Here is a 25779-nt window from a genome sequence, read left to right on the forward strand (position 1 = left end):
CTGATCCGCGTGTCAGCCCTCACCACCCTCACCCGCCGACTCGGCCACCACCGCTGGTTCGGGACCGCCGCCCGCCTGCTCGTACCCGCCGACCGGATCGTCGGCCGGCTCACCCGCGGACGGGTGGTCGCGCTCGGCTTACTGCCGTCCCTGGTGATCACCACGACCGGCCGCCGGTCCGGCAAACCGCGCAGCAACCCCCTGCTCTACGTGCCCGACGGCGACGCGTACGTGGTGATCGGTTCCAACTGGGGGCAGACCCACCAGCCCGGTTGGGCGATGAACCTGCTCGCCGCCCCGGCCGCCGAGGTGGACGTGAAGGGCCGCCGGCTCCCGGTGCGGGCCGAGCCGGCGTCCGGGGCCGAGCGGGACCGTCTGTGGGACCTGCTCGTCGCCCAGTGGCCGGCGTACCGCACGTACGTCGAGCGGGCCGGGGGCCGTGAGATCCGCATCTTCCGGCTGGTGCCGACCGGGCGCGGCGGGCCGGCCAGCCCGCCGTCGGCTGGCTAGGCTGACGCCAGTCGCCCCAGGGGAGGTTGTGGACCCGTGAGCGCGCTCGGTGATGACCGACGGTGGTCGGTGGCGGAGCGGGTGGCCGAGGCGATCCAGCGACGTTTCCCGGCCGATGTGCTGGCGATCGCCGTCCACGGGCCCCTCGCGCACGGCGACGACGACGGTGGCGGGAACGGCGAGGTGGGGATGCTGGTGGTCACCTACCGGCCGGGTGGCGGGCCGCCGCCGGCGACCCGGCGGGTGGACGGCGTGCTGGTCGACCTGACCGTGGCCGCCGCCGACGACTACCTCGGACAGGCCCGGATGCTCTCTCCGTTGTGGCCGCTGACGGCCGACCGGTACGTCACCACCCGGTCGCTGTTCGACCCGACGGGCTGGCTGCGGACGTTGCGCGACGAGCACCTCGGCCGACTCGCCCGGGCCCGGCCGGCGGAGTTCAGCACGGCGGCGCGGCAGGCCTGGTACCGGGGCAGCGCCGCGCACGCGCGGGCGGCCCGACTGGCCGAGTGGTACGAGACCGACCAGGCGCTGCTGATGCTCGGTGAGGCGCGGTTGGCCGCGGCGACCGTGACCGGCCTGCTGGGCCGCACCTACTTCCGCGATCCGGGCGACGCGGTGCGGCGTACGGGTCTGGCCGGCGCGGACATGACCGAGGTCGGTGCGGTACTGACCCGGCAGGCCGAGGAGCTGGCGGCGCGCGGCCGCCCGGTCGACGGCACGATCGACGATCTGCTCGGCGGTTGACCGGGCGTCACAGCCCGCCCTGCACCCCGATCAGCGAACCGACCAGGTAGGTGGCCCCGGCCGCCGCGGCGCCCAGTACGAGTTGACGCAGGCCGCTGGTCCACCAGGGTCGGTTGGTGAACCGGGCCACCACCGCGCCGGCGGCGAACAGCCCGAGCCCGCCGACGGCGAGCGCCAGCCAGAGGTCGGTGGCGCCCAACAGGTACGGCAGCAGGGGGACCAGCGCCCCCAGCGAGAAGAACACGAACGAGGAGATCGCCGCCGCCCACGGGCTCGGCTGATCGTCGGGGTCGACGCCCAACTCCTCGCGGACGTGTACCCGCAGCGCCTCCTCCGGGTCGCGCCGTACCGCCTCGGCGACCTGCATGGCGAGGTCGCGGGGCAGGCCCCGGGCCACCCAGGCGTCGGCCAGCTCGCGCGCCTCCGCCTCGGGGTGCCGTTCCAGCTCGCGCCGCTCCTTGGCGACCTCGGCGGCGACCTGTTCGTTGGCCGAGCGCACGCTGGTGTACTCGCCGAGCCCCATTGAGATCGCGCCGGCCACCAGGCCGGCGGTGCCGGTCAGCACGATGCTGTGCGGCGAGACGCCACCGCCGCCGACGCCGGCGATGAGGGCGATGTTGGTCACCAGGCCGTCCATCGCGCCGAAGACCGCCGGGCGCAGCCAGCCACCGGAGACGTCCGCGTGGTGCGCCTCGCGCAGGGCGGCGGGGGTCTCGGTCACGGCGTCTGCCCTTCGTTCGCGACTGCGGGACTCCGCTTCGCCGCGTTCCTCGCGCTCACGGCAGGGTCAGGATCTCGTGGCCGTCGTCGGTGACGACGATGGTGTGCTCGAACTGCGCGGTCCACCTGCGGTCCTTGGTGACCACGGTCCACCCGTCGTCCCACATGTCGTACTGGTAGGTGCCGAGGGTGATCATCGGCTCGATGGTGAAGGTCATTCCCGGCTCCATGACGTCCGTCGGCCGGGGGCTGTCGTAGTGCGGCACGTAGAGGCCGCTGTGGAAGGTCTCGCCGATCCCGTGGCCGGTGAAGTCGCGGACCACGCCGTAGCCGAACCGCTTGGCGTACGACTCGATGACGCGGCCCACCACGTTGATCTGGCGACCCGGCGCGACCGCGCGGATGCCGCGCATCATCGCCTCGTGGGTGCGCTCGACGAGGAGCCGCGCCTCCTCGTCGACCTCGCCGACGCAGAAGGTGGCATCCGTGTCGCCGTGCACACCGCCGATGAACGCGGTCACGTCGACGTTGATGATGTCGCCGTCGGCCAGGACCGTGGAGTCCGGGATGCCGTGGCAGATGACCTCGTTGAGGCTGGTGCAGCAGGACTTGGGGTAGCCCCGGTAGCCGAGCGTCGACGGGTACGCGTCGTGGTCGCAGAGGAACTCGTGCACCACGCGGTCGATCTCGTCGGTGGTGACGCCGGGCTTGCAGTGCTCGCCGGCGAGCTGCGTCGCCTGGGCGGCGAGGCGGCTGGCGATCCGCATCTTCTCGATGGTCTCCGGCGTCTGCACGTGCGAGCCGCGCCACTGCTGCGGCGCCTTCTTACCCACGTACTCCGGGCGGGGAATGTGGGCGGGCACCGGTCGCGTCGGGGACAGCGTGCCGGGGGTCAGCGGCGCACGGACGGTCATGCCCCCCAGCCTATCGTCGCTGACGCCGTGACCCGTGCCACGGCCGGTCGGTACCGGTTGTTGCCCTGCCTGGTCGGCTGTGCCATCGTGTCTGCGTGGATCAAGGGGGAGCACCACCCGTCTTCTCCGCCCGCGCGGAGATCGACGGAGAGCACCTCCACGTGGTGGTGACCGGCGAGGTCGACATGGCGACGGCCGACACGATGGCGCAGACCGCCCTACGCGAGCCCGCCAGCCGGCTCACCCTCGACCTGCGGGCGGTGACCTTCTTCGACTCGGCGGCCATCCACGCGGTGGTCCGGCTCGCCCAGCGGTTCTCCGGCACGCTCACCGTGTTGCCGTCCCGGCAGGTACGCCGCGTGCTGGAGATCTCCGGGCTGGGCGATCAGCCCTGGCTCGATCCGGTCTGAGACCCGGCCGCGCCCCGTCAGCCCTGCAACTGCCGGCGCAGCGTCACCTCGGTCCCCCCGTCGGTACGCCGCACCATCAGGTCACCCAACGCCTTGATCAGCGACAGTCCGCGCCCCCGGAAGCCGGAGTCGGTGGACTCCCGCCACTGGCCGGTGTCACGCACGGTGGCGATCACCGTCCGGTCCTCGATGGCCACCTCCACGGTGATCACCGCCTCGGCGGGCTGGACGGGGTGTTCGATGGCGTTCGCGGCGGCCTCCGAGACCGCCACGGTCAGGTCGAACAGGTCCGTCTCGCCGACGTTGTGCGCGACGAGGAAGTCCTCCAGGCGCTTGCGGAGCACGCTCAGTCGGGTCGGGTCGGCCGGCAGTCGCAACGCGAACCGGTTCAGCTCCGCCGCCTCCACGGCGAGCACCGCCACGTCGTCGCGACGTGGTCGCCCGGTCACCCGCTCGACGACCGTGTCGACCAGATCCGCCACATGGTGGCCCGGCGCGGCCGCGTCGACCCGCAACTGTGCCAGCGCGGCGTCGATGCCGAGGTGACGGTCCTCGATCAGCCCGTCGGTGTAGAGCAGCAGTCGGCTGCCCGCGGGCAGCTCACCCTCAACGGTCCGGTAGGTGGTGCCGGGGATGGCGCCGACCGGCGGGCCGAGCGCACGGTCGTGCAGGAACGCCACGTCGTCTCCTCGGATCAGCAGGGGGGACGGGTGACCGGCGCTGGCGTAGCGCAGGCGACCGGTGCGGGGGCTGAACAGCAGGCAGACCACCGTCGCGAACGACGACTCCTCGGTGGACACGACCAGCCGGTTGAGCCGGGTCAGCGACTCGCCCGGGTCGAAGCCCTCCAGCAGGTACGCCCGCAGCGCGTTGCGCAGCTGGCCCATGGCCGCGGCGGCCTGGACGCCCTTGCCGACCACGTCGCCGATGACCAGCACGAGGTTGTCCGCGTCGAGCGCGAGCGCGTCATACCAGTCCCCACCGACCTCGACGTCGGCACTGCCCGGCAGGTAGCGGCTCGCGACGACCGCGCCCGGCAGCTGGGGCAGCGTCCTCGGCAGCAGGCTGTGCTGCAACGTGGTGGCGATGTGGTGTTCGGCCTCGTAGAGCTGGGCGTTCTCGAGTCGGACGCCGACCAGCCGGGCCAGTTGGGTGAGCGCGGCCTCGTCGGCCTGCGCGTCGTCGTCGGCGGCCCGCCAGACCCGCAGCTCGCCGAGCTGTTCGCGGCTGGTCCCGGTGAGCGGGGCCACGAAGGTCGGATCGGCGGCCGTTTCACCGCCAGCGTCGGCCTCGAACCGGGAGCCGGCCGCGCTGACCACGACCCGGGCCGCCTCGGCGAGGCTGAGCGCGTGCCGGGCGGCGACCTGGAGCACGTCGGCGGTGGACCGGGCTGTGTTGACCGCCACCGCCGCGTCGGCCAGCGCCCGCAGACGACGGATGATCTGGCGGCGTAGCTGACCCAGCTCGACGTTGGCCCGGACCCGGGCGATCAGCTCCTGCCCGGAGAACGGCTTGGTCAGGTAGTCGTCGGCGCCGGCGGCGAGGCCGGCGACCGCCTCCGCGGAGCCGGCGCGGGCGGAGAGCAGCACGATCGGCACATCACGGGTACGGGGGTCCGCGCGCAGCGCGCCGACCAGACCGAACCCGTCCAACCGGGGCATCATCACGTCGCTGAGCACCAGGTCGAACCCGCCCTCGCGGGCCAGCGTCAAGGCCGCCCGACCGTCGCTGGCGGTGACCACCTCCCAGGTCGGCGAGAGCAACCGGGTGACGTGCTCACGCAGGTCGGCGTTGTCGTCGACGACCAGGATCCGGCCGCTCGGGGCGAGTGCGGTCGGCTGCTGGCCGGCCTCACCGGTGCCGTCCTCGGCGGCCCACAGGGCGGTCTCCGCCACGAAGAGCCGGGCCTGCTCGGGCTCGCCCGTCGGCAGGGGGGCGAACGCGACCACCCGGTCGGCGGGCAGGTGATCGGACCCGAACGGGACGGTCACCGTGAAGGTGCTGCCCTCGTCGACCTGGCTGGTCAGGCCGACCGTACCGCCGTGCATCTCGACCAGCTCGCGGACCAGCGCCAGCCCGATACCGGTGCCCTCATGGGTACGGGCGCGCGCGCCGGGCACCCGGTGGAAACGCTCGAAGACGTGCGGCAGTTCGTCCGGGACGATCCCGACGCCGGTGTCGACGACATCCAGCCGGGCGAGATCGCCGTCGGCCCGGACCCGCACGCGGATCTCGCCGTCCAAGGTGAACTTCACGGCGTTCGACACCAGGTTGAGGACGATCTTCTCCCACATGTCCCGGTCGACGAAGACCGGCGCGGGCAGCGGCGGGCAGTCCACGACCAGCCGCAGGCCGGCGCGTTCGGTGGCCGAGCGGAAGGTGCTGGCCAGTCGGGCGGTGTAGTCGGCCAGGTCGGTGGGTTGGTAGTGGGCCGCGAGCCGGCCGGATTCCAACCGGGAGAAGTCGAGCACGGTGTTGACCAACTTGAGCAGCCGCATCGCGTTGCGGTGCATCACGACGAGTCGGTCGGTGTAGGCGGCGGGCAGTTCCGGGTCGGCCAGCATGTCCTCCAGCGGGCCGAGCACCAGCGTCAACGGGGTGCGGAACTCGTGACTGACGTTGGCGAAGAAGTTGGTCTTCGCCCGGTCCAGCGCGGCCAGCTCGGCGGCTCGGGCGCGCTCCTGCTCGTACGCCCGCTGGGTGCCGACCGCCCGGGAGACCTGCGCGGCCACCAGGTCGAGGAAGTCGCGGTACTCGTCGCCGAGCGGCAGCAGGCGGGCCACGCCGACGACCAGCGCGCCGACGGTCTCGTTGGTCGCCTTCACGGGCAGCACGAGCGCCACGTCGGAGGCGTCGGCCGGTCGCCGCGCGACCAGGTCGCGCACCCGCACGGTGGCGGAGGCGCCCTCGGCGACCAGTTCGGCGAACGTCGCCGGTGGAGCGTCGACCGCCGCCGGATCGACGCCGCTGGCCCCGGTGAGCCGGAACTCACCGGTGTCGTCGGCGAGGTAGATGAGCGCGAAGGGTACGTCGGCGGAGTGCCGGCCGAGCACGTCGGCGGCGGTCCGGCCCAGCTCGCCGGCGCTGTTCACGTCGGCCAGCTCGGCGCCCAGTTCGGACAACGCCCGCAGTCGGCGTTCACCGACCACCCGGCCGGTGGTCTCGTTGACGATGCAGTACACGCCGCTGACCGAGCCGTCGGCGCCGCGGATCGGGTCGTACGAGACGTCGAAGTAGGTCTGCTCGACGAAGCCGGAGCGGTCCAGCAGGAAGGGGTGGTCGGCGCCCCGGTAGGAGAGCCCGGTGCTGCGGACGCCTTCGAGCAGCGGGCCGAGGACGTCCCACGTCTCGGCCCAGTGGTGTCGGGCCGGCTGACCGAGCACGTGCGGATGCTTGCTGCCGATGGTCGGCCGGTACGCGTCGTTGTAGAAGGCGAGCTGGTCGTCGCCCCAGAACATGACGATCTGCGCGCTGGAGGAGAGCATCATGCCGACGGCGCTGGCCAGGGCCACCGGCCAGCGGGACGGCCCGCCCAGCGGCGCGGTGGACCAGTCGAGGGCGCGGAGCCGTTCGCCCAGCTCACCGCCGTTCGCGAAGGCGGCGGCCAACAGCGGGGGGATCTCGTGGCCGTCCGCGAAGGAACGCCCCGCGTCCGCGCCCCCCTGGGCCGAGCTCATGCAGCCTCCCCCGCTTCGGCCGTACCCCTCAGCCGTTGATCTCCACGCGCCGTGCTCCGACTTGTACCCCGGCGGACCAGCAACGTAACGCATGACGACCCGCGGACGCTGGTTACGTGCACTCCGGTGGTCGCCGACCCGACGGCACGGGGGCGGACGCGGCGCACCGACGGGGGCGCACACGTGTCCTGAGCACTCAGAAGACCGGCAATCCGTCGATGCTCGCGGCGTTCTTGGTGGCGCGGTAGGTCACCAGATCATCGGCCGTGCGACGGGAGTGTGAGGTGAGTAACAGGTCGCGTTCCGCGCGGTAGTCCATCAGCGGCACCGCGTAGCCGCAGGAGTCGCTGACCCGCTGCACGTCGACGGTGATGACGGCCCGTACGGCGTGCACGTCCGGTGGAGCGGGAAACTCGGCGAGACGGTCGGCGAAGCCCGCCTCGGTCACCGCCACGGTGTGGCCCCTGCCGTGCAGGCGCACGATCTTCGGCGGCCCGTCGAAGGCGCAGAACATCAGCGTGATGCGGCCGTTGTCCCGCAGGTGGGCGATGGTCTCCGCCCCGCTGCCGTGATAGTCGAGGTAGGCCACCCGGTGCGGGCCGAGGACCACGAAGGTGCCCGTCATGCCCTTCGGTGAGACATTGACATGCCCCTCGGGACCGGACGGCGCGGTAGCCACGAAGAAGACCTGCTGGGCCGCGATGAACTCCCGCAGACGACCGTCGATCTCCGGATAGACCTTGCCCATACGCTGATCCTCCCACCGCCCGACCCATGCGACGGGGGCGACCTGCGTCACAGCACCGGTGATCCGGCCACGCGTACCCCCTCGTCGTGGTCGCTCACCGGCGGGCCGGTGCCCCGGGCGGCCCGGACCAGCGCGGTGATCGGGCGTGGGTCCGGCTCGTTCTCCGGATGCCACTGCACGCCCAGCACGAACGCACGGGCCGGATCCTCCACCGCCTCGATCACGCCGTCGGCCGCCCAGCCGGTCACCGTGAGCCGGCCCGCGGTGGCGACCGCCTGATGGTGGTACGAGTTGACCTGCTGAACCCCGGCCAGGGTCCGCGCCGCGAGGCTGCCCGGCGCGAACCGCACCGGATGGGCGCCGTAGACGCCCGGCGCCGGCCGGTGCGCCTCGGAGCCGAGCACGTCCGGCAGGTGCTGGTGCAGGGTGCCGCCGTAGGCGACGGCGAGCAGCTGCATCCCCCGGCAGACCCCGAGCACGGGCAGGTCGGCGGCGAGGGCAGCCGCCAGCAGGGTCAACTCACCGGCGTCCCGGTCCGGCCGGTCCTCGGTCCGCGGGTGCGGCTGCTGGCCGTACCGCCCCGGGCCCACGTCGGCGCCCCCGGCCAGCAGCAGCCCGTCGAGGACCGCCAGCACGTCGGCGTCGACGTCGTCCGGGGGCAGCACCACCGCCCGGCCACCGGCGGCGGTCACCGCCCGCACGTACGCCTCGGGCACCAGGACCGCCCGCACACCACGCCAGACGGCCCAGTCGACGGGCTCGACGTACGCGCTGATCCCGATCAGGGGCCGCCGCGGAGCCGCTGGTGTTCGCGACTGCGGGGCTCGCAAACCCGGCTCACTCCTCGCGCTCATAGCGGAGTGACGTACGCGCCGGTGATACCGCCGTCGACCACGAACTGCGCGGCGGTCATGAACGAGGCGTCGTCGCTGGCCAGGAAGGCCACCGCGGCGGCGATCTCCGCCGGCTCACCGAACCGACCCATCGGCACGTGCACCAGCCGGCGGGCGGCCCGCTCCGGGTCGGCGGCGAACAGCTCCAGCAGCAGCGGGGTGGCCACCGGGCCGGGGCAGAGCGCGTTGACCCGGATGCCCTCGCGGGCGAACTGCACGCCCAACTCGCGGGTCATCGCCAGCACGCCGCCCTTGCTCGCGGTGTACGCGATCTGCGACGTCGCCGCTCCCATCAACGCGACGAACGAGGCCGTGTTGATGATCGACCCCTTGCCCTGCCGCCGCATGTGCGGAATCGCGTACTTGCAACACAGGTAGACGCTCGTGGTGTTGACCCGCAGCACCCGCTCCCACGCGTCCAGGCCGGTGTCCAGGATGGAGTCGTCGTCCGGCGGGGAGATGCCGGCGTTGTTGAACGCGATGTCCACCCGACCGTGCCGGTCGGCCACCCCGTCGAACAGGTCACGTACCGCCGCCTCGTCGGCGACGTCGGCGCGGACGAACTCGCCGCCGCACTCCTGCGCGGCCTTCTCGCCCGCCGCCGCGTCGATGTCGACGCAGACCACCCGCGCCCCCTCGGCGGCGAACCGCCGGACGGTGGCCAACCCGATGCCGCTGCCCGCTCCGGTGACCACGGCCACCCGGTCCTGCAACCGACCCTGCACTGGCCTCACTCCTTCGTCGCGATGAACACGTTCTTGACGTCGGTGAAGGAGTGCAGCGCGTCCGGGCCCAGCTCACGGCCGAGTCCGGAGCGCTTCATCCCGCCGAACGGGGTCCAGTAGCGCACCGAGGAGTGCGAGTTGACGCTGAGGTTGCCCGAGTCGACCGCCCGCGCCATCCGCAGCGCGCGCCCGATGTCCCGGGTCCAGATCGAGCCGGAGAGGCCGTACTCGGTGTCGTTGGCGAGCCGCACCGCGTCGGCCTCGTCGTCGAACGGCAGCACCGAGACCACCGGCCCGAAGATCTCCTCCCGCCAGTGCCGGTCGGCGGGCGAATCGGCCAGCAGCACGGTCGGCGCGTGCCAGAAGCCGGCGCCGTCGGGGCAGGAGCCGGTGAAGGCGACCTTCGCGCCGGTCACGTAACCGGCGACGCGGTCCCGCTGGGCCGCCGAGATCAGCGGGCCCATCTCGGCGGTGTCGCGGGACGGGTCCTCGACCCGGACGGCGCGTACCGCTGGTTCGAGCAGTTCCAGGAACCTGTCGTACACCGGTCGTTGGACCAGGATCCGCGACCGTGCGCAGCAGTCCTGGCCGGCGTTGTCGAAGACCGCGCCGGGCGCGGTCGCGGCGGCGGTCTCCAGGTCGGCGTCGGCGAACACGATGTTGGCGCTCTTGCCGCCCAACTCCAGCGTGAGCCGCTTCACCTGGGCGGCGCAGCCGGCCATGATGCGCGTGCCGACCTCGGTGGAGCCGGTGAAGCAGATCTTGCGAACGGCCGGGTGGCTGACGAACCGCTCCCCCACCACCGCGCCCTCGCCGGGCAGCACGGTGAACACGTCCTCGGGCAGGCCGGCCTCGCGGGCCAGCTCGGCCAGGCGCAGCGCGGTGAGCGGGGTCAGCTCGGCGGGTTTGAGCACCACCGTGTTGCCGGCGGCGAGGGCCGGGGCGAACCCCCAGGCGGCGATGGGCATCGGGAAGTTCCACGGCACGATCACGCCAACCACGCCGAGCGGTTCGTGGAAGGTGACGTCGAGGCCACCGGGTACGGGGATCTGCCGGCCGGTCAACCGCTCCGGCGCACCGGCGTAGTAGTCCAGCACGTCGCGGACGTTGCCGGCCTCCCAGCGGGCGTTGCCGATGGTGTGCCCGGAGTTGCGCACCTCCAACCGGGCCAGCTCGTCCAGGTGCGCGTCGACGACGGCGGCGAACCGCCGCAACAGCCGCCCCCGATCCCCCGGCGCCACCTCCCGCCACGTCTCGAACGCCGTCGCGGCCCGCGAGATGGCAGCATCCACCTCCCCCACCGAGGCCCCGGTAACCTCCCGAAACCCCACCCCGGAAGCCGGATCAACAAGCACGCTCACGCGTCCCACCCCTCACCCAATCCGCGCGATCTTGCACTTTCTGTGCCGACATAAGCCGCGAGTCGCCCCAAACCAACGACAGAAAGTGCAAGATCGCGGCGGAGGCAGGCCCTAGGGCCTGTTTCATAAGGGCGGTCGAGCCGAGGCGGAGTCCGGGCGGCGATCCGGCAAGGCGCGGTGTCGTCCGGATACCGGTGTTGTATCCGGACGACACCGCAACGCCGCCGGTCGTCGTCCGGGCCCGCCGCAGGCCGGCCAGTTCTTATGAAACAGGCCCTAGAGGCGTTCGAAGCCACGGGTCAGCTCCCAGTCCGTTACCGCCGCGTCGAAGGCCTTCAGCTCCACCTTTGCCTGGTTGGCGTAGTGGGCCACCACCTCGTCGCCGAACGCCTCGCGGGCCACCTCGGACGCCTCCCACAGGGTCAGGGCGTCGCGCAACGTGCTGGGGACGCGCTCGGCGTCCGGGTCGTCGTACGCGTTGCCGGCGCACTCCGCGCCCAGCTCCAGCCCCTGCTCGATGCCGTGCAACGCGCCCGCGACCAGCCCGGCGATCGCCAGGTACGGGTTGACGTCGGCGCCGGGCACCCGGTTCTCCACCCGCATGCCCTGCCCGTGCCCGACCACCCGCAGCGCGCAGGTGCGGTTGTCGACACCCCAGCGAAGCGCCGTCGGGGCGAACGAGCCCGGCTGGTAGCGCTTGTACGAGTTGATGTTCGGCGCGAAGAGCAGGCTGAACTCCCGCATGGTGGCGAGCAACCCGGCAAGCACCCGCTGCCCGGTCTCGCTCAGGTGCGCCGGCCCGTCACCGAGCATGGCCGACGAGCCGGACGAGTCCCGGAGCGAGAAGTGGATGTGGCAGGAGTTGCCCTCCCGCTCGTTCGGCTTGGCCATGAAGGTGATCGACATGCCCTCCTGGGCGGCGATCTCCTTCGCGCCGTTCTTGTAGATGACGTGGTGGTCGGCGCAGGCCACCGCCTCGTCGTACCGGAAGGCGATCTCGTGCTGGCCGAGGTTGCACTCGCCCTTGGCGCTCTCCGGGGTGAGCCCGGCGGCGGCCATCTCGGTACGGATCCGACGCAGCAGCGGCTCCACCCGGGCGGTCCCGAGCAGGGAATAGTCCACGTTGTACTGGTTTGCCGGGGTGAGGTCGCGGTAGCCGCGCCGCCAGGCGTCCTCGTACGAGTCGCGGAACAGCACGAACTCCAGCTCGGTGCCGGCGTACGCGGTCAGCCCGTGCTCAGCCAGTCGGTCCAGTTGCTTGCGCAGAATCTGCCGGGGCGAGGCGACCACGTCACCGGAGCCGTCCAGCCAGGCGAGGTCGGCCAGCAGCATCGCCGAGCCCGGCTGCCAGGGCACCCGGCGCAGGGTGGCGAAGTCCGGCACCATGGCGAAGTCGCCGTAGCCGCGCTCCCAGCTCGACATCGCGTACCCGTCGACGGTGTTCATGTCGACGTCCACCGCCAGCAGGTAGTTGCAGCCCTCGCTGCCGCCCTCGACGACCTGGTCGAGGAAGAAGGGCGCGTGGAACCGCTTGCCCTGCAACCGGCCCTGCATGTCGACCAGGGCCAGCACCACGGTGTCGATCTCGCCATCGTCGACGGCGACCCGCAGTTGTTCCAGCGTGAGCGGCGCATTCCTCATGAGCGGGCCTCCATCACCAAGGTCTACTGGCAAACCGGATCACCGTCAATGCCCCCGCGCACCGCCCCGGATGCAAGGAAGGGCCCCTTGTTATCGGATTTTGTTGAACAAGGGGCCCTTCCTTACACCGCAGGGGGGTCAGGAGCCTTCGGCGGGCGTACGCGCGGACCGCTCCTCGACGGTACGGACCGGGCCGGTGAACCACTTCCGGGCCGAGGCGTACCACCAGACGGCCACCACCAGCAGCACCCCGCCGACGGCCAGCGGCGCGTAGTTCACCGCGGACCAGGTGAACTCGTCGTCGCCGGGCACCCCGGCGGGCACGATCGGCAGCACGAAGTACACGGCGATGACCGCGATCTCGATGACCGCGACCCAGCCGAACAGCTTGTACTTGCGTCCCAGCGTCCACGGACCGGGCACGAATCGGTCGCCCATGCGCAGCCGCAGCGCGATCGGGATGAGGAAGGACAGGTAGAGGCCGAGCACCGCGACGGAGACCACCGCGTAGAAGGCGATCGGGATACCGGCCGAGCTCTCGTAGAGCGCCGGCAGGGTGAGCACCAGGCCGGCGACCGTGGCGCCGATGATCGCGTTGACCGGGGTGCCGTTGCGGTCGACCTTCGACCAGAGCCGCCAGCCCGGCACGGCCCGGTCACGGCTGAACGCGTACGCCATGCGACTCATCGACGTCACGCAGCTCATGCCGCAGAAGAACTGCCCGATGGTGGAGATGATGATGACGACCTTGAAGAAGACCGGGGTCAGCGCGGACTCGAAGATGGCGCCGGAGAAGCCGCCGGCGGCGTTGACCGCCTCGACGTCGGTGGCCGCGAACAGGAAGGCCAGCAGCAGGATCCAGCCGCCGACCGCCGAGTAGAAGATCGACTGCCAGAGCCCCTTGGCGGCGGCCTGGGACGCGCCCCGGGTCTCCTCGGACACGTGCGCGCAGGCGTCGAAGCCCGTGATCGTGTACTGGGTGAGCAGGAAGCCCAGCGGCAGCACGTAGAACCAGAAGGTCAGGCCGCCGGTGTCACCGTCACCGAAGCCCGAGTTGTTGAACCGCTCGGTGAACACGAACTGGAAGCTCTGGTGGTTGTCGGGGACGAACACCAGGATGGCCACCACGACGGCGGCGCCGGCCACGTGCCACCAGACCGAGACGTTCTGGAGTACGTCGATGATCCGGTGCCCGTAGATGTTGATGAGGCCGTGCAGCGCCAGGATGATCACGAACAGGATGAACGCCTGCCGCAGCGTCCCGGCCCAGCCGTCGAAGAGCGCCGACAGGGTGAGGTTGAGGAAGGTCGCGCAGCCGTAGTCGACCGACGCGGTGACGGCGACCAGGCCGATCAGGTTCAACCAGCCGGTGAACCAGCCGTGCGCCGGGCGACCCATGGTCGCCGCCCACCAGTAGATGCCGCCCGCCGTCGGGTACGCCGACACCAGCTCGGCCATGCAGAAGCCGATGATCAGGATGAACAGTGAGATCAGCGGCCAACCCCAGGAGATGGCGACCGGTCCGCCGTTGTTCCACGCCTGGCCGAACGTGGTGAAGCAGCCGGCCAGGATCGAGATGATCGAGAACGAGATGGCGAAGTTGGAGAAGCCGCTCCACTTGCGGCGCAGTTCCTGCTTGTAGCCGAGTTCGGCGAGACGCCGGGCGTCGTCATCCATCGGTTGCTCTGCGGTCGGAACGGGCGTCGTGGCCACTGCGCACCTCCCTGAGGTGGTTCCGTCAACGAGTGCGCAAAGTGTCGTCCCGATGATCAGGGGCGGTCAATACGTCGCGGGTACCGTCCCGCTAATCCCGTTGCCACCGCACGCTTGACGACCGCATGCTGTTACCCGTGACCAGGCCCGATCGCGACGGGCTCCGCCGGGCGCTCGGCAACGTCCGGCACACGGTGGCGCGGGGCGCCGCCTCTCTCTCGCGTACGGCCTCCCGCCGTATCCGACGAAGGTGCCCCGCGCCGCCGCGCCCGGCCCCGGCAGGGCTGTTCGGATCCGTCCCGAACGCCGTCCACCGTTGCCCCGGTTGATCCGGCCTCCCCATCGTGGAGTCATCCGGCCGACCTGATTCCGGCCGGCACACGACCGGGAGGACGAACAGTGCTGCGAAGGATCTCAACCATGGCTCTGGCCACGCTCATGCTGTTGCCCGTCGGCGCGACGGCGGCCCAGGCGGGCACCGCTGCCGCGCGGACCGCCGCCCTCTACGAGATCGCCGTGGAGACCACGAACGACTCCGCGACGGCGTACCTGGAGGTCTACAACGCCTGGGAGCTGTCGGTCTGCGACGACAAGAAGGACGGCTACCGTGCGCGGGCGGAGATGCGGAACCTCACCACGGGCAAGGTCATCGCGACCGCCGAGGACGCCGACGGCTTCAACGACACCTGCGACGAGGGCAACCACGCCTATCCCACGCCGAAGCTGAGCGATACCGTCCGGGTGACCGTGTGGGTGCAGGACGGCACGACGGGCAGCCGCCGGTATACCGCCTACCAGGACTACTAGGGCCTACGCCCCTGAGGGGTGCCCGGTCGGCTGACCGGGCACCCCCTGTCCCGCCGGGCCCGGACGTCAGCCGGGCAGATCGAGCACCACGCCCGGTCGGGCCACGGCGACCGGTCCCGCGTACGCCTGCCGCGTCGCGGCGATCGCCGCCTCCGGGTCCGTGCCGGGCCACAGGTGGGTCAACAGGACCGCTCTGGCGCGTGCCGTACTGGCGTGACGGCCCACCTCGGCTGCGCTCGACAGGAATCCGACCTGCCGGTCCGGGATCTCGTCGACGTACGTCGCGTCGGCGATCAGCAGGTCGGCGTCGCGGGCCAGCTCGGCCAGCATCGGGCTCGGGCCGGTATCCCCGGTGTACGCCAGCGCCGTCCCGCCGGCGGTGATGCGGGCTCCCGCGTTGGGCACCCAGTGCGGCAACGACCAGGTCCGCAGGGTGAACGGACCGATGTCGAAGGTGTCGCCGGGGGTGAACTCGTGCAGCTCGTACGCCGTGTCGACGAGCCCCGCATCGTCGATCGCGAGCAGCGCATCGAGGCTGCCGGTGGGCGCGTACACCGGCAGCGCCGGGGCGGGTCGGTCGGCCAACGCCCTGGCCCGCAGCAGTGGCTGCAGGTCGGCGCAGTGGTCGGGGTGGCCGTGGCTGACGTACACGGCGTCGACCGCCGAGGCGGGCAGCCGGGTCAGCAGCGATTGCAGGGTCGCGTAGCCGGGATCGATCAGCAGCCGGAAACCCTGGCGCTCGACCAGGAAGCCGGCACAGCCCTGGTCGGCCGAGGGCCAGGCGCCGAGACCGCCGAGCACCACGATGCGCACGCGATCACAGGGTCGCGCTGTCGCCGACGGGGATCCGCCGGTATTCGGTTGCGCCCTTGTACTCCATCCAGCCGTCGAAGTTCTCATAGCCGACGTCCGCCGACAGTGCCCGATCGTGGATGGGAAACGCCCGCTCCGGGGCGATCGCCCGCGTCATGTCGATGGCCTCGCGGTGCCTGCCCCAAGGGCCTGCGGCTGGCACGAGAAGCGTCGTCACCCGCTGGTGAGGTACGAAGTACGAGTCGCCGGGGTGGTAGACGCCCTCGACCACATAGCCGAGGTTCACGCAGCCCGGCAGTCCGTCGTAGATCTCCGCGTGCTCACCGCCGACCGCCGCCACCCGGAAGCCGCCGGCACGAAACTCCGCACCCGCCGTGACCACGGTGACCGCCTCCGCCAATCCGCCCCGCACGGCGAGTTCTCGAACCGGCTCCGGCGCGAAGAGCCGCACCGGACGAGAGGCTGACACCTCGGCGACCCGCTCAAGATCGAAGTGGTCGTCGTGCTCGTGAGTCACCAGGATGTCGGTGACCCCGTCGAAGGCCTCCGGCTCGGTCCAGACGCCGGGATCGATCAGCAGTCGGCGCTCGTCGTCCTCAAGGCGGACACAGGCATGCGTGAACTTGACCAGTCGCACGCCCTCACCCTACGGCTCAACGGAACGCGTCGAAGCCCGGTGGATCAGGTCAGCAGGAGGCCGCCGACCCAGAGGGCGCCGATGGTCAGGCCGGCCAGGAACTCCACCAGCATGGACAGGCCGACCGCCTTGAGGGCCTGCACGGTGGACGGCCAGGCGAGCCGGTTGCTGCCCAGCCGCAGCCGCTCCGCCGCCCACACCCCGACGACGAAACCCAGCAGCAGGCCGACCACGGGGATCACGAAGAACCCCACCAGCCCGAGCGCGCCCCCGGCCAGCAGGGACGACGTCGGCACACCGGTCCGCTTGAGGTTCCGCCCCGGCCAGAGATACTTCACGACCATGCCGCCGACCGCGACGAGCGTGGCGGCGGCGAACACCGCCCAACCCGCGGGGCCGGCCCCGCCGAAGATCGCCCAGACCAGCACCCCGCCCCAGCACAGCGGGAGCGCCGGCAGGCCGGGCACCACCACACCCGCCAGCCCGGCCACGATGGCCAGCGCGGCCACCACGGTCACCACCGTCTGCGAGTCGTTCAGGCTCACGCCGTCGCCTTCCGTCGGCACCACGCGGACCGGACCGGCCCGCCGCTCACGCCGTCGCCGTCCGTCGCCGGCCAGCCCGCGTGCCTCACGCCGTAGCCTGCCGGAGCCGGGCCGTGATGTCCTGCGCGGGCACCGGAGCGCCGAAGTACCGCCCCTGCCCGGTGTCGCAGCGCAGGGCCCGTAGCCGCTCCGCCTGCACGCCGGTCTCCACCGCCTCGGCCGTGACCCACAGCTCCAACGCGTGCGCCAACCTGACCAACGCGTCGACGATCCGCTCGTCGCGGTGGTCCGCCGCCTCGTCCGTACCGTCGGCGCGGATGCCCTCGACGAACGGGCCGGCCAGCTTCAGACAGTGGATCGGCAGCCGCCGCAGGTACGCGAGGTTGGAGTAGCCGGTGCCGAAGTCGTCGACCGCGAGTCGGACGCCCAGCGCCGCGAGCCGGTGCAGGCTGCGCAGCGGCTCGCCCGCGCTGCCCATGACGGCGCTCTCGGTCAGTTCCAGTTGCAGCAGCTCCGCCGGGAGACCGCTGGTGGCGAGCGCGTCGGCCACCGTCGCGACGATCGCCGGGTCGTCGGCCTGCCGGGCGGCCAGGTTGACGCTGACCACGACCCGCGCCTCGGGGAACTCCCGCCACCACCGTTCGGCGTCGCGGCAGGCCCGCCGCAGCACCCACTCGCCGAGCCGGACGATCAGACCGGTCTCCTCGGCGAGGCCGATGAAGTGATCCGGGCCGATGAGACCAAGCTCCGGGTGTTCCCAGCGGACCAGCGCCTCCACGGCGAGCATGGTGCCCTCCAGCAGCGACACGATCGGCTGGTAGTGCAGGACGAACTCACCCCGGTCCAGCGCGGCGGGCAGTCCGGCGACCAGCGCCGACCGGGCGTGGTCACGGGCACTGCGCTCCGGGTCGTACACCGCCCACCGACCCCGCCCGGCCGCCTTTGCCCAGTAGAGCGTCGTGTCGGCGGCTTTCATCAGCTCCGAGGCGGTGGTCTCCGCGGCCGGGCAGTCCACGATCCCGACGCTGGCGGAGACCGCCAACTGCTGGTCGCCGACGTGTACGGGCGCGGCGACGGCGGCCAGCGCGGCCTCCGCCACGGCCACCGCGTCCTCGACGTCACCGCCGCCGTCGACCAGGATGACGAACTCGTCGCCGCCCATCCGGGCGACCAGGTGACCCCGGTCGGCCACACACTCGGCGAGCCGCCGGCCGATCGTCACCAACAGCCGGTCGCCGAGGTCGTGGCCGAGGCTGTCGTTGATGGTCTTGAAGCCGTCCAGGTCGAGGAAGCACACCCCGACCCGTTGGCCGGGGGCGGCGGTGTCGAAGACCCGGCCCAACGTCTCGAAGAACAACGTCCGGTTGGGGAGCCCGGTGAGCGGATCGTGCAGCGCCTGGAAGCGCAGCCGCTGTTGGAGCTCGTACCGCTCGGTGATGTCCTCGATCATCGCGACGGTGAACCGTGGCCGGCCGTCGTCGTACCGGATCAGCGAGACGGCCAGATCCGTCCAGACGACGCTGCCGTCCTTGCGGTAGTAGCGCTTCTGGACCCGGGCCGAGTCCTGCTTGCCCTCGATCAGCTCCTGGTACAGCTCCCACATGCCGGCGGCGTCGTCGGCGTGGAACAGCGTCGCCACGTTGATCCGGCGCAGCTCCTCGATCGAGTAGCCGAGCATCTCGGCGAAGGCCGTGTTGACGTCGATGATCTGCCCGTCCACCCCGGCGATGCCGATACCGATGGCGGCGCCCGTGAAGACCGCCCGGAACCGCGCCTCGCTGTCGCGCAACGCCTGCTCGACCTCATCCCGAGCCTGCCACGCCGAACGGGCGATGCGCTCCTGCTGGGCGAAGGTGCGGTCGCGCAGGGCGCGGGCGAACCCGGCCGCCAGCGCGCCCTGCGTCGCCGCGATCCGGTCGCCCAGATCGGCGGGTCGACCGTCGGCCGCCAGCACCCGGGCGGGGAAGTCGTCACCGAGCGCGCGCAGCGACCACTCCAACGCCCGGGGCTCGGTCAGGTGCGCCTCCACCAGGGCCCGCCCCACCTCCTCGGCGGGACGGGCGCTGAACGGCTCGGCTCGCACGATCTCCGCCAGCCGGACGGTGTGCAGCAGCAGCAGCCGCTCGGTCTCGGCCGCGCTGTGCGGCACGAAACCGATGCGGCGTACGACACGGGCCCAGTCAGCGGCGTACGCCTCGACACCGGTCCGGCCGACGTCGACCCCGGTGGGGTCCGGGACGGCGGCCATGGGGTCAGCCGGCGGGCTGGTCGTACCGGGCGACGCCGCCGAAGGCGCCGAACCGCTCGGGGTGCTCGTCGACGTCCTCGGGCGAGTCGGGGCGCCACAGTGGCATGTGCACGACGCCCGGTTCGAGCACCGTCCAGTCGCCGAAGAAGCCGGTGACCTGCGCGCGGGAGCGCAGGGTGATCTCGGTGTCGGTTCGGGAGGAGAGGCGCTGGGCGTCCAGCATCTCCTGCGGCTGGTCCTCGAAGGTGGAGTGCGAGACGACCAGGAAGCTGCCCGGCGCGGCGGCGGCCCGCAGGGTCGCCAGGATCTCGTCGGGACGGTCGGCGTCCGGAACGAAGTGCACCACCCCGGCCAGCAGGATGCCCATGGGACGCTCGAAGTCGATCAACCCGAGCTGTCGGGTCTCGGCGAGAATCCGCTCCGGCTCGCGCAGATCGGCGTGGATCACTCCGGTCAGGTCGTTGCCCGCGAGCAGTTCCCGGCTGTGCGCGACCGCCACCGGGTCGATGTCGACATAGACCACCCGGGCCTTCGGGTTGGCCGCCTGAGCCACCTCGTGCACGTTGCCCACGGTCGGGATGCCGGAGCCGATGTCGAGGAACTGGTCGATACCGGCGTCGAGCAGCGCCCGGACGGCGCGGCGCAGGAAATCGCGGCCGGAGCGCATGGTGGCCGCGAGGTTCGGGGTCATGCTGGCGATCTGCTCGGCCAACTGCCGGTCGATCTCGAAGTTGTGCGCCCCGCCCAGGAAGTAGTCGTACACCCGGGCCGCGCTCGGCCTGGTCAGGTCAATCTCGGTCGGCAGTGCGTCCGGCATCGGTGTGCCCCCCAGTTCGTCGCCGCAGCGCGAGGCACCGGCGTCGACGGGCGTACGCGGCCGCCGGCCGACCCCGCGGGTCGTGTGGTGTGGACCACTCTAGGCCGCCGGCCACCGCGTACGGGAGATCCCCTCACGTAACTTTCGGCACTCAGGCGGCGGATTCCAGCAGCAGCGAGATGCCCTGACCGACACCGATGCACATGGTGGCGAGCGCCCGACGGCCGCCCCGGCGGCGCAGCTCCAGTGCGGCGGTGAGCGCCAGCCGCGCACCGCTCGCGCCCAGCGGGTGCCCGAGCGCGATCGCGCCCCCGTTGGGGTTCACGTGCTCGGCGTCCACGGGCAGTCCCAGTTCGCGCAGCACCGCCACGGACTGCGCGGCGAACGCCTCGTTCAGCTCGACGACGTCCACCGCCGCCAGGTCGACGCCGGTCCGGTCGAGCAGTTTGCGGGTGGCCGGCACCGGGCCGATCCCCATGATCCGGGGCGGCACGCCCGCCGTCGCCGCGCCGACGACGCGGGCCAGCGGGGTGAGGCCGTACCGCCGCACCGCGGCCTCGCCGGCCACCAGCAGGGCCACCGCGCCGTCGTTGACGCCCGACGAGTTGCCGGCGGTCACCGTGCCGCCGTCGCGGAACGGGGTGGGCAGCGCGGCCAGCTTCTCCAGCGACGTCTCGCGCGGGTGCTCGTCGACCTCGACCAGTCGGGTCTCCCGACGACCGGCGGGAACGGACACCGGGACGATCTCCTCGGCGAACCGGCCGTCGGCCTGCGCCTTGGCGGCGCGCTGCTGCGAGCGGTACGCGAAGGCGTCCTGCTCGGCGCGGTCGACGCCGTACTCGGCGGCCACGTTCTCGGCCGTCTCGGGCATCGAGTCGATCCCCCAGCCGTCGCGCATCAGCGGGTTGACCAGCCGCCAGCCCAGGGTGGTGTCGTACATCTCGGCGGAGCGGGAGTACGCCGAGGTCGCCTTCGGCACGACGAAGGGCGCGCGGCTCATGCTCTCCACCCCGCCCGCGATCACCAGCTCGGCCTCCCCCGCCACGATGGAGCGGGCGGCGGTGGCGAGGGCGTCCAGACCGGAGCCGCAGAGCCGGTTGACCGTGCTGCCCGGCACCTCCTCGGGCAGCCCGGCGAGCAGCGCCGCCATCCGGGCCACGTTGCGGTTGTCCTCGCCGGCCTGGTTGGCGCAACCGAGTACGACGTCGTCGACGCGGGCCCAGTCCACCGACGGGTGCCGGGCGACCAACTCGCGGATCACGTGGGCGGCCAGGTCGTCGGGGCGGACGCCGGCCAGCGCGCCCGCGTACCGGCCGATCGGGGTACGGACACCGGCCACCAGGTATGCCACGGTCATCGCGAGTCCTTCAGGGGTGCAGACGGCGGGGGTGGGGCAGGCCCACCGGATCGCGGGGGGCTGCCGGCCGCCAGGATATCCACGCCGGCAACGGATAGGTTGACGGCATGGCCCGGGCCCAGTTCAGCGCAGAGACCAGCCGTGGCGGCGCGTTCGTCCGTCAGCCCAACCGGTTCACCGGTCGGGTCACCGCCGACTCGACCTCGCCCCCGGGCGGCGGTCCGGACGAGCAGGACCGCTGGCCGTTGGAGGCCGGCCGGTACCGGCTCGTCTGGTGCCGCGCGTGCCCGTGGGCGCACCGGGCGAGGATCGTGCGTGGCCTGCTCGGGCTGGACGACGCGATCTCGCTGGGCACCGTCGACCCGATCCGGGACGAGCGGGGTTGGGCGTTCGCGCTCGACCCGGACGGCTTCGATCCGGTCCTCGGCGTCCGCTTCCTCTCCGAGGCGTACCTGGCCACCGACGAGGACTACACCGGCCGGGTGACCGTGCCGGCGCTCGTCGACACCCTGACCGGCCGGGTGGTCACCAATGACTACCCGCAGCTCACCCTCGACTTCTCCACCGAGTGGCGGTCACTGCACGCCCCCGACGCCCCGGATCTGTACCCGGTCGCGCTGCGCCCCGAGATGGACGCGCTGATGGCCGGGATCCACACCGACGTCAACAACGGCGTCTACCGGTGCGGCTTCGCGACCTCCCAGGAGGCGTACGACGAGGCGTTCCGGGCGCTGTTCGCCCGGCTGGACGCGCTCTCCGAGCGGCTGGCCGGGCAGCGCTACCTGATGGGGGACGCGATCACCGAGGCGGACGTACGGCTGTTCACCACGCTGGTCCGCTTCGACGCGGCGTACCACGGGCACTTCAAGTGCAACCGGAACAAGCTGACCGAGATGCCGGTGCTCTGGGCGTACGCCCGGGACCTGTTCCAGACGCCGGGTTTCGGCGAGACGGTGGACTTCGACCACATCAAGCGGCACTACTACGGCACCCACCGGGAGATCAACCCGACCGGCATCGTGCCGTTGGGGCCCGACGAGTCCGGCTGGACGACGCCGCACGGACGTGGCTGAGCCGGGTCGGGCCGGCACCGCCACGACGCCTCGCGGCCACGGGGGCCGGGCCCGCCGGGTCGCCGGGTCGGCCGCCGCCGGCTGCGCGGTGGCCGGGGCGGTCGCGGTGACGGTCGCGGTGGTCGCCGGTCCCGGTCCGGGCTTCACCGGGTACGTGAGCGAGGCCGGTATCGCCGGCAGCGCGCACGCCGTGACGTACCGGATCGGGGTTCTGGCTCTTGCCGGCGCGTTGCTGCTGATCGCCGCGGCGCTGCCGCCCGGGGTCCGGGTCGCGCCGGCGCTGCTCGCCAGCGGCGCGGTGCTCACGGCGGTCTCCGGGGCGGTGACCTGCTCCGCCGGGTGCCCGCTACCGCCGTTCGAGCGGACCACGGTGGCCGATCTGGTGCACGGCGGCGCGAGCATCGCGGCGACGGCGGCGGTGGTCCTCGCCATGGTGGCGTTGGCGGTGTCCGGGCCGGCCGGACCGGTGGTACGCCGGCTGGCGGCGGTGACGGCGGCGCTCGCCCTGCCGCTGTGCGCCACGATCGGCCTGGCCATGCTCGTGGTCGGCCGGGGCTCGCTGGTCGGCGTGGTGGAACGGGTGGTTCTGGCGTTGGCCGTGCTGTGGGGCGTGGCCACCGGCACGGCCCTGGCCCTGACTTGCCGACACCGAAGCCTGTAAGGAGCGTCACGCGCATCACACCTTGCAGATCGAACTTATCGGCGTATCGTCGACCAACGATGACCAATGTCTGGGGCCTTACCGTCCGCCTGTATGTCGATCTCCGACTGCAGGCCAGCGGCATCTGTCCGGCGTAGCCGTCCTTCACTCGCCTACCCCGACCAGACCACCTCACTTGGACATCCCATGCCCTTCGGCCTGCGCAAAATCCCCTTCTCCGTACAGATCCTGCTCGGCCTCGTCCTCGGCGTGGCGCTCGGCTTCCTGGCCCGCGCCAACGACGTGAGCTGGCTGACCAGCACCCTGCACACCATCGGCTCCCTCTTCGTCCAGCTCCTCAAGCTGGCCGTACCGCCGCTGGTCTTCACCGCCATCGTGGTCAGCGTGGTCAGCCTGCGCGGCGTGGCCAACGCCGCCCGGCTCGCCCTCAAGACCCTCATGTGGTTCGGCATCACCGCGCTGATCTCGGTGAGCATCGGCCTCGGCCTCGGCCTGCTCGTCGACCCGGGCCGGGGCGTGACCCTCGACCTGGGCGGCGCGGCCGCACCGAAGAAGACCGGCTCGTGGACGGACTTCCTCACCGGCATCGTGCCCACCAACCCGGTCGGCGCGTTCGTCGAGGGCAACGTCCTGCAGATCGTCTTCCTCGCCGTCGTCATCGGCGCTGCTGCCCTGCTCGTCGGTGAGGCCGCCGAGCCGTTCGTGGCGCTGAACCGCTCGCTGCTGGAGATCGTGCAGAAGGCCCTCTGGTGGGTCATCCGGCTCGCCCCGATCGGCACGCTCGGCCTGATCGGCAACGCCGTCGCCTCGTACGGCTGGGACCTGCTGGCTCCGCTGGCGAAGTTCACCACCGCCGTCTACGTCGGCTGCGCCATCGTGCTGTTCGTGGTCTACCCGCTGGTGCTGATCCTCGCCGGCCGACTCAACCCGCTGCGCTTCTTCGCCGGGGCCTGGCCCGCGATCGAGCTGGCCTTCGTGTCCCGCTCCTCGGTGGGCACCATGCCGGTGACCCAGCGCTCCGTCGAGCGCCTCGGCGTCCCCCGCGAGTACGCCTCGTTCGCGGTGCCGTTCGGCGCCACCACGAAGATGGACGGCTGCGCCGCGATCTACCCGGCACTCGCCGCGATCTTCGTGGCCCAGGTGTTCGGCGTGCAGCTCGGCCTCACCGACTACCTGCTCATCGCCTTCGTCTCGGTGGTCGGCTCGGCGGCCACCGCCGGCCTGACCGGCGCGATCGTGATGCTCACCCTCACCCTGAGCACGCTGGGCCTGCCGCTGGCCGGGGCCGGCCTGCTGCTCGCCATCGACCCGATCCTGGACATGATGCGCACCGCCACCAACGTGGCCGGGCAGGCGCTGGTGCCGACCGTCGTCGCCGCCCGGGAGGGCACCCTCGACCGGGCCGCGTACGAGTCGGCCGGCCGCCGTGACCTCACCGAGCCGGAGACCGTGGCCGCCGACACCCGGCCGGAGCTGAACCCCGTACCCGCCTGACCCGTTCTTCCACGGCGACGGACCCCTCGACAGCGGGGTCCGTCGCCGTACCGAGAGGATGAGCACATGAGTTCCCTGTTCACACCGCTGGCCCTGCGCGGGATCACCCTGCCCAACCGCATCGCCATGGCCCCCATGTGCCAGTACTCGGCCGGCCCGGACGGCCTGCCCACCGACTGGCACCTCGTCCACCTCGGCACCCGCGCGATCGGCGGGGCCGGACTGGTGCTGACCGAGGCGACCGCCGTACTCCCCGAGGGTCGGATCTCCCCGCAGGACACCGGGCTGTGGTCCGGCGCGCACGTGGACGCCTGGCGGCCGGTGACCGCCTTCGTCGCCGCACACGGCGCGGTGCCGGCCGTTCAGCTCGCGCACGCCGGGTTCAAGGCCTCCACCTACCGGCCGTGGGCGTCGGGCAACGGCGGGGTGCCGGACGCCGAGGGCGGCTGGACGCCGGTCGCCCCGAGCGCCGAGCCGTTCAGCCCCAGCTACCGGACGCCGACCGCACTCGACGCGGCGGGCATCGCGGGCGTCATCGACGCGTTCGCCGCCGCCGCCGAGCGGGCCCTCGCCGCCGGCTTCGCGGCCGTGGAGGTGCACGCCGCGCACGGTTACCTGCTCAACGAGTTCCTGTCGCCGCTGACCAACCACCGCACCGACGCCTACGGCGGTGACCGGGCCGGCCGGATGCGGCTCACCCTGGAGGTCGCCCGCGCGGTACGCGCCGCGGTCGGCGAGAGCGTGCCGGTGCTCACCCGGATCTCCGCGACCGACTGGGTCGAGGGCGGCTGGACCGTCGAGGACAGCGTCGTGCTCGCCGGGGAGCTGGCCGCCGTCGGCGTCGACCTGGTCGACACCTCCTCCGGGGGCGTCAGCACCGAGCAGCGCATCCCGCAGCTCGGCCCCGGCTACCAGGTGCCGCTGGCCGCCCAGATCCGCCGCGAGGCCGGCGTACCCACCGGCGCGGTCGGCCTGATCGTCGAGCCGGAGCACGCCGAGCAGATCATCGCCAGCGGCGAGGCCGACCTGGTGCTCCTCGGCCGGGAGCTGCTGCGCGACCCGTACTGGCCGCGCCGCGCCGCCGGCAAGCTCGGCGTCGCGTACAGCGGTCCCGCCCAGTACGCCCGCGCCTGATCAGCCTCGTCGGGGGGGGGGGGGGGGCGCGGCCCCCCCCCCCCCCCCCCCCCGCCCCCCCGGGGGGGGGCCGCCCCCCCCCCCGCCCCGCCCCGCCCCCCGGGCCCCCCCCCGCCCCCCCCCCCCCCCCCCCC

General features: G+C 72.3%; 23 protein-coding genes. 8 read left to right on the top strand and 15 right to left on the bottom strand.

The genetic code is table 11. The features are described from left to right. Positions 1-9 precede the first annotated feature (9 nt). Positions 10-510, top strand: coding sequence for a nitroreductase family deazaflavin-dependent oxidoreductase (locus ACIBTX_RS31070; protein WP_357393697.1), 501 nt, complete (start codon positions 10-12; stop codon positions 508-510). A 36-nt stretch (positions 511-546) separates the two neighbouring features. Then, positions 547-1257 carry a nucleotidyltransferase domain-containing protein gene (locus tag ACIBTX_RS31075; protein ID WP_357122392.1) on the top strand — a complete coding sequence of 237 codons (711 nt, stop codon included), beginning with the start codon at positions 547-549 and terminating at the stop codon, positions 1255-1257. A gap of 7 nt (positions 1258-1264) precedes the next feature. Here ACIBTX_RS31075 and ACIBTX_RS31080 read toward each other — a convergent pair whose 3' ends face one another. Together ACIBTX_RS31080 and map are read right to left on the bottom strand one after the other, a co-directional pair. Further along, entirely contained in the window at positions 1265-1978 is a 714-nt protein-coding gene (locus tag ACIBTX_RS31080; RefSeq protein WP_357122389.1) for a VIT1/CCC1 transporter family protein, read from the bottom strand. A gap of 55 nt (positions 1979-2033) precedes the next feature. After that, entirely contained in the window at positions 2034-2891 is an 858-nt protein-coding gene (gene map / locus ACIBTX_RS31085; protein WP_357122386.1) for a type I methionyl aminopeptidase, read from the bottom strand. 95 nt (positions 2892-2986) lie between these two features. On the opposite strand from map, the gene ACIBTX_RS31090 reads away from it, so the two are divergent. After that, complete coding sequence (locus tag ACIBTX_RS31090; RefSeq protein ID WP_357122383.1) at positions 2987-3301, top strand: STAS domain-containing protein; 315 nt, start codon at positions 2987-2989, stop codon at positions 3299-3301. 17 nt (positions 3302-3318) lie between these two features. On the opposite strand, the gene ACIBTX_RS31095 is transcribed toward ACIBTX_RS31090, so the two are convergent. From ACIBTX_RS31095 to ACIBTX_RS31125, 7 genes are all read right to left on the bottom strand, one after another. After that, the gene (locus tag ACIBTX_RS31095) at positions 3319-6978 is read right to left on the bottom strand and encodes a SpoIIE family protein phosphatase (RefSeq protein WP_357122379.1); all 3660 of its coding nucleotides are present in this window, start codon (positions 6976-6978) and stop codon (positions 3319-3321) included. A 196-nt stretch (positions 6979-7174) separates the two neighbouring features. After that, complete coding sequence (locus tag ACIBTX_RS31100) at positions 7175-7726, bottom strand: pyridoxamine 5'-phosphate oxidase family protein (protein ID WP_357122375.1); 552 nt, start codon at positions 7724-7726, stop codon at positions 7175-7177. A gap of 47 nt (positions 7727-7773) precedes the next feature. Next, a complete protein-coding gene (locus ACIBTX_RS31105) occupies positions 7774-8556 on the bottom strand; it encodes a gamma-glutamyl-gamma-aminobutyrate hydrolase family protein (protein ID WP_396833352.1) in 783 nt (260 codons plus the stop codon). A 20-nt stretch (positions 8557-8576) separates the two neighbouring features. Continuing rightward, positions 8577-9344, bottom strand: coding sequence for a 3-oxoacyl-ACP reductase (locus tag ACIBTX_RS31110; RefSeq protein WP_357122369.1), 768 nt, complete (start codon positions 9342-9344; stop codon positions 8577-8579). Between the two features lie 5 nt (positions 9345-9349). Further along, a complete protein-coding gene (locus ACIBTX_RS31115; RefSeq protein WP_357175258.1) occupies positions 9350-10699 on the bottom strand; it encodes an aldehyde dehydrogenase family protein in 1350 nt (449 codons plus the stop codon). 282 nt (positions 10700-10981) lie between these two features. Then, positions 10982-12346: a glutamine synthetase family protein gene (locus ACIBTX_RS31120; protein ID WP_357122366.1), complete on the bottom strand. Its 1365-nt coding sequence runs from the start codon at positions 12344-12346 to the stop codon at positions 10982-10984. A gap of 138 nt (positions 12347-12484) precedes the next feature. Then, positions 12485-14023: an amino acid permease gene (locus ACIBTX_RS31125; RefSeq protein ID WP_357175119.1), complete on the bottom strand. Its 1539-nt coding sequence runs from the start codon at positions 14021-14023 to the stop codon at positions 12485-12487. 456 nt (positions 14024-14479) lie between these two features. On the opposite strand from ACIBTX_RS31125, the gene ACIBTX_RS31130 reads away from it, so the two are divergent. After that, on the top strand, positions 14480-14866 hold the full coding sequence (locus ACIBTX_RS31130; protein WP_357122360.1) for a hypothetical protein: 387 nt from the start codon (positions 14480-14482) through the stop codon (positions 14864-14866). A 66-nt stretch (positions 14867-14932) separates the two neighbouring features. Here ACIBTX_RS31130 and ACIBTX_RS31135 read toward each other — a convergent pair whose 3' ends face one another. The 6 genes from ACIBTX_RS31135 to pcaF all read right to left on the bottom strand — a co-directional run bounded on the left by ACIBTX_RS31135 (position 14933) and on the right by pcaF (position 21283). Continuing rightward, positions 14933-15679: an MBL fold metallo-hydrolase gene (locus tag ACIBTX_RS31135; RefSeq protein WP_363660841.1), complete on the bottom strand. Its 747-nt coding sequence runs from the start codon at positions 15677-15679 to the stop codon at positions 14933-14935. Positions 15680-15683: 4 nt separating this feature from the next. Next, on the bottom strand, positions 15684-16316 hold the full coding sequence (locus ACIBTX_RS31140) for an MBL fold metallo-hydrolase (protein WP_357122354.1): 633 nt from the start codon (positions 16314-16316) through the stop codon (positions 15684-15686). 44 nt (positions 16317-16360) lie between these two features. Further along, positions 16361-16861, bottom strand: coding sequence for a DUF456 domain-containing protein (locus ACIBTX_RS31145; RefSeq protein ID WP_357122351.1), 501 nt, complete (start codon positions 16859-16861; stop codon positions 16361-16363). An 85-nt stretch (positions 16862-16946) separates the two neighbouring features. Beyond that, positions 16947-19109, bottom strand: coding sequence for an EAL domain-containing protein (locus tag ACIBTX_RS31150; RefSeq protein WP_357122348.1), 2163 nt, complete (start codon positions 19107-19109; stop codon positions 16947-16949). Positions 19110-19113: 4 nt separating this feature from the next. After that, entirely contained in the window at positions 19114-19926 is an 813-nt protein-coding gene (locus tag ACIBTX_RS31155; RefSeq protein WP_357175110.1) for an SAM-dependent methyltransferase, read from the bottom strand. A gap of 151 nt (positions 19927-20077) precedes the next feature. Continuing rightward, the gene (gene pcaF / locus ACIBTX_RS31160; protein ID WP_357122341.1) at positions 20078-21283 is read right to left on the bottom strand and encodes a 3-oxoadipyl-CoA thiolase; all 1206 of its coding nucleotides are present in this window, start codon (positions 21281-21283) and stop codon (positions 20078-20080) included. 107 nt (positions 21284-21390) lie between these two features. Between pcaF and ACIBTX_RS31165 the strand changes: the two genes are divergently transcribed. From ACIBTX_RS31165 to ACIBTX_RS31180, 4 genes are all read left to right on the top strand, one after another. Further along, a complete protein-coding gene (locus tag ACIBTX_RS31165; RefSeq protein ID WP_357122338.1) occupies positions 21391-22356 on the top strand; it encodes a glutathione S-transferase C-terminal domain-containing protein in 966 nt (321 codons plus the stop codon). Then, positions 22349-23017 (top strand): DUF998 domain-containing protein, encoded by a 669-nt coding sequence (locus tag ACIBTX_RS31170; protein ID WP_357175104.1) that lies wholly within the window; start codon positions 22349-22351, stop codon positions 23015-23017. The genes ACIBTX_RS31165 and ACIBTX_RS31170 overlap by 8 nt, the downstream gene beginning before the upstream one ends. A gap of 198 nt (positions 23018-23215) precedes the next feature. Then, entirely contained in the window at positions 23216-24511 is a 1296-nt protein-coding gene (locus tag ACIBTX_RS31175) for a dicarboxylate/amino acid:cation symporter (protein ID WP_357175255.1), read from the top strand. 66 nt (positions 24512-24577) lie between these two features. Further along, positions 24578-25645 carry an NADH:flavin oxidoreductase/NADH oxidase gene (locus ACIBTX_RS31180; RefSeq protein WP_357122332.1) on the top strand — a complete coding sequence of 356 codons (1068 nt, stop codon included), beginning with the start codon at positions 24578-24580 and terminating at the stop codon, positions 25643-25645. Positions 25646-25779: the final 134 nt, after the last annotated feature.

It is taken from the genome of Micromonospora sp. NPDC049359 (genome assembly GCF_044466585.1).
GTDB lineage: Bacteria > Actinomycetota > Actinomycetes > Mycobacteriales > Micromonosporaceae > Micromonospora.

What these genes read in the sequence shown, in the direction of transcription:
- map (WP_357122386.1), bottom strand. Translation starts at nt 2,891, where the DNA reads ATGACCGTCCGTGCGCCGCTGACCCCCGGCACGCTGTCCCCGACGCGA.
- ACIBTX_RS31095 (WP_357122379.1), bottom strand. Translation starts at nt 6,978, where the DNA reads ATGAGCTCGGCCCAGGGGGGCGCGGACGCGGGGCGTTCCTTCGCGGAC.
- ACIBTX_RS31100 (WP_357122375.1), bottom strand. Translation starts at nt 7,726, where the DNA reads ATGGGCAAGGTCTATCCGGAGATCGACGGTCGTCTGCGGGAGTTCATC.
- ACIBTX_RS31120 (WP_357122366.1), bottom strand. Translation starts at nt 12,346, where the DNA reads ATGAGGAATGCGCCGCTCACGCTGGAACAACTGCGGGTCGCCGTCGAC.
- ACIBTX_RS31125 (WP_357175119.1), bottom strand. Translation starts at nt 14,023, where the DNA reads ATGGATGACGACGCCCGGCGTCTCGCCGAACTCGGCTACAAGCAGGAA.
- ACIBTX_RS31130 (WP_357122360.1), top strand. Translation starts at nt 14,480, where the DNA reads ATGGCTCTGGCCACGCTCATGCTGTTGCCCGTCGGCGCGACGGCGGCC.
- ACIBTX_RS31150 (WP_357122348.1), bottom strand. Translation starts at nt 19,109, where the DNA reads ATGGCCGCCGTCCCGGACCCCACCGGGGTCGACGTCGGCCGGACCGGT.
- ACIBTX_RS31155 (WP_357175110.1), bottom strand. Translation starts at nt 19,926, where the DNA reads ATGCCGGACGCACTGCCGACCGAGATTGACCTGACCAGGCCGAGCGCG.
- pcaF (WP_357122341.1), bottom strand. Translation starts at nt 21,283, where the DNA reads ATGACCGTGGCATACCTGGTGGCCGGTGTCCGTACCCCGATCGGCCGG.
- ACIBTX_RS31165 (WP_357122338.1), top strand. Translation starts at nt 21,391, where the DNA reads ATGGCCCGGGCCCAGTTCAGCGCAGAGACCAGCCGTGGCGGCGCGTTC.
- ACIBTX_RS31180 (WP_357122332.1), top strand. Translation starts at nt 24,578, where the DNA reads ATGAGTTCCCTGTTCACACCGCTGGCCCTGCGCGGGATCACCCTGCCC.